Origin of the sequence: Hymenobacter terrenus, from assembly GCF_000972495.1 — a bacterium.
In the GTDB taxonomy this organism is placed as follows: domain Bacteria; phylum Bacteroidota; class Bacteroidia; order Cytophagales; family Hymenobacteraceae; genus Hymenobacter; species Hymenobacter terrenus.
Window position 1 is genome coordinate 1 of sequence record NZ_LATM01000090.1, and the last position, 2,328, is coordinate 2,328.

Here is a 2,328-nt window from a genome sequence, read left to right on the forward strand (position 1 = left end):
GGAGAGCATCAAAAAGTGTGGGGCAGTGGGGTTAAGCGGCCATCGATAGGGGCTCCGCCGGCAGAGGCCGGAAGCCGGGGTACTGTTGCCGAAAACACGCTTCCCAGTCCTCGTTGAGCACCTTGGTGCGGGCCTGCACGAGCAGGTGCGCGCCTTTCTTGGTCCACTGCATCTGCTGCCGCTTCACCAGGCGCTTGGCCAGGACCTGGTTGACCGCCGACTCAACAAAGCCGGTGGAGACACGTTCGCCGTAGCGGTACCGCTCGGCGTAGTCCACGATAAAGCCGCTGTTCTGCTCCACGTAGGTGTGAAAATCAGCCAGTAGCCGGGCCAACGGCTTGCACTTGCTGTATTTCCGGGCCACGAGCGGATCCTCTTGGTGCGTGGCCAGGGCGTCGTTCAGGTCCAGTATTTTCTCCAGGGCCCGCTCGGCGTTGCCGTGCCAGAGGTGCCACTTAATGCTGGTCAAGCCGTCTTGCAGCGCTTTTCCCCCGGCCGCGTCGACCTGCACGAATCCCAGCGCGTATTGCTGGAGCACCGTCAGGCGCATGGTTAGGTGAAACCAGTCCAGGATGTGCGTGGACTCCGCACTCAGGTAGCTGGTCAGCGACCGCAGCACCGCGGCGCCATCGGTAAAGAATTCCACGGCCTGATTCGCCTGCAGCCCCTGCGAGCGCAGGACCTCGAACACGCGCCGGCGGGGCTTGGCATCGACCTCCTGCACGAAGCCGAAGCATTTGGCGCCCCCTTCGGCGGGAATGCTTTTGCCCGCAATCACCTCAAAACAGCCTTTTTTATGCCAGTGCCGGACGTAGCCGCCGTCGAGGCCGACCACCAGCGGGCGGAGCGGACACGGCAAGGCCTCGCGGTCGCGCTGGCAAACGACGTGGAAAGAGGCCTCTTCCAGCGGCAGTTGCTGCTCCTGGGCTTCGACCACGGCGTGCAGGTGCTGTCGGATGGTCGTGCCCGACAGTTTCTCACTCAGGGGCAGCACGTCGTGGAGCAAATCGGCCGTTTTCTGGTAGGGAATCAGGCTGGCCCATTTGGTTTCCAAATACAACCGCTCCGGCGTCATGTGCTGCGGAAAGAGGTGCTGGAGGGGGCTGAAGGTTTTGGGCCCCGCCTTGGTGGGTGGCAAGTAGTAGCGCGGGCTGTTAACCGTGACGGTTCCAAATAAGCTTTTCAACTGGAGCGGGTAGTTGCCTTTCTTGCGCAACCCGCTGGGCTGCTGCGCCTGCAGATGCGCCGCTACCTGCTGCCCAATCATCTTTTGCTGCAGGGTCTGGAGCAACGCCTTGGACTCGGCCAGCGTCAGGCCCACATTGGCCAGGCTCAGGTCCGCCCGGCTCCAGGAGAACACGTCCTCAATCAGGGGCTCGTCGCCTTCCGAGGGGCACGCCACCAGTTGCAATTTGAAGTTCATGGCACAAAGGGGTAAGGATTAGAGCAAGGTTTTTACTTTCCGTACGGTATTGATGGCCACGTCGCACAGCTTGGCTGTTTTACGCACACTCAGGCCCGCGCGCAGTTGCCGGGCGACGGCCGCGTACTTTTTCAGAAAGACGATTTTTTCTTCCGTCGTGCCCGCCGGGCGGCCAATCCGGATGCCTTGCCGCCGCGCCTCGTCCATGCCCGAGAGGATGCGCTCGCGTAAGGTCTCGCGTTCCAGACGGGCAAATTCGGCCAGCAGCGTGAACATAAACTGCGCCAACGGATTGCGTTTGCCATTTTTGAGCGTTGCGATCCCAAAGTTTTGGACGTAGATGCTGACGCCTAGCTGCGTCAGTTCTTCGACAATCTGCAGGACTTCGACCGTGGAGCGGCCCAGGCGGGAGACTTCGCTCACCAATACTTTCTGAATGGCGCCCCGGCGGCTCAGCGCCAATAACTGCTGAATCCCTTCCCGCTCCTGATTCCGGCGGGCCCCGCTAATCTTCTCCGCAATCTCGGCCACGACCTGCACCGCCAGGCTTTGGGCCACGGCCCGCAGGTCTTCCACCTGCCGCTGGTAGTCTTGCTCCTTTTTGGAGACGCGCACGAAAATAACCCCCTGTTGCATGGGGCAAAGCTATTCGCGCTGTGTCAAGTAAACCACTTGGTTTTCTTAATACAGATTTCACGCGCATTCATCCGCGAAAAAGTAGTCGTAGCCGCCCTGCGAGAGCAGAAAATCGGGATTACCCTTAAGTTGATACAGTTTGGCCAGGCGTTCATTGACTAGGCCCTTGTTGAAGTACTCCGGTCGGTAGGTCCAGAACCAAGTCGGCACGTCGTCTTCCCGGATATCCTCGCCGGCCAGCAGCCGGTCAACGGCTTCGTAGGCCCAGC

Annotated in this window: 3 protein-coding genes; all 3 read right to left on the reverse strand. The window is 60.7% G+C overall.

What is annotated here, in order from left to right:
- Positions 1-31: 31 nt before the first annotated feature.
- On the reverse strand, positions 32-1,423 hold the full coding sequence (locus WX88_RS26525; RefSeq protein WP_046247457.1) for an ISKra4 family transposase: 1,392 nt from the start codon (positions 1,421-1,423) through the stop codon (positions 32-34).
- 18 nt (positions 1,424-1,441) lie between these two features.
- Positions 1,442-2,059 carry a recombinase family protein gene (locus tag WX88_RS26530; protein WP_046247458.1) on the reverse strand — a complete coding sequence of 206 codons (618 nt, stop codon included), beginning with the start codon at positions 2,057-2,059 and terminating at the stop codon, positions 1,442-1,444.
- A gap of 57 nt (positions 2,060-2,116) precedes the next feature.
- Positions 2,117-2,328 (reverse strand): hypothetical protein (locus tag WX88_RS31145; RefSeq protein ID WP_046247459.1); only part of this gene is annotated, 212 nt, incomplete at its 5' end.

Bases quoted from the DNA above. Each gene is read 5' to 3' on its own strand.
- WX88_RS26525 (WP_046247457.1), bottom strand. From the start codon at position 1,423: ATGAACTTCAAATTGCAACTGGTGGCGTGCCCCTCGGAAGGCGACGAG.
- WX88_RS26530 (WP_046247458.1), bottom strand. From the start codon at position 2,059: ATGCAACAGGGGGTTATTTTCGTGCGCGTCTCCAAAAAGGAGCAAGAC.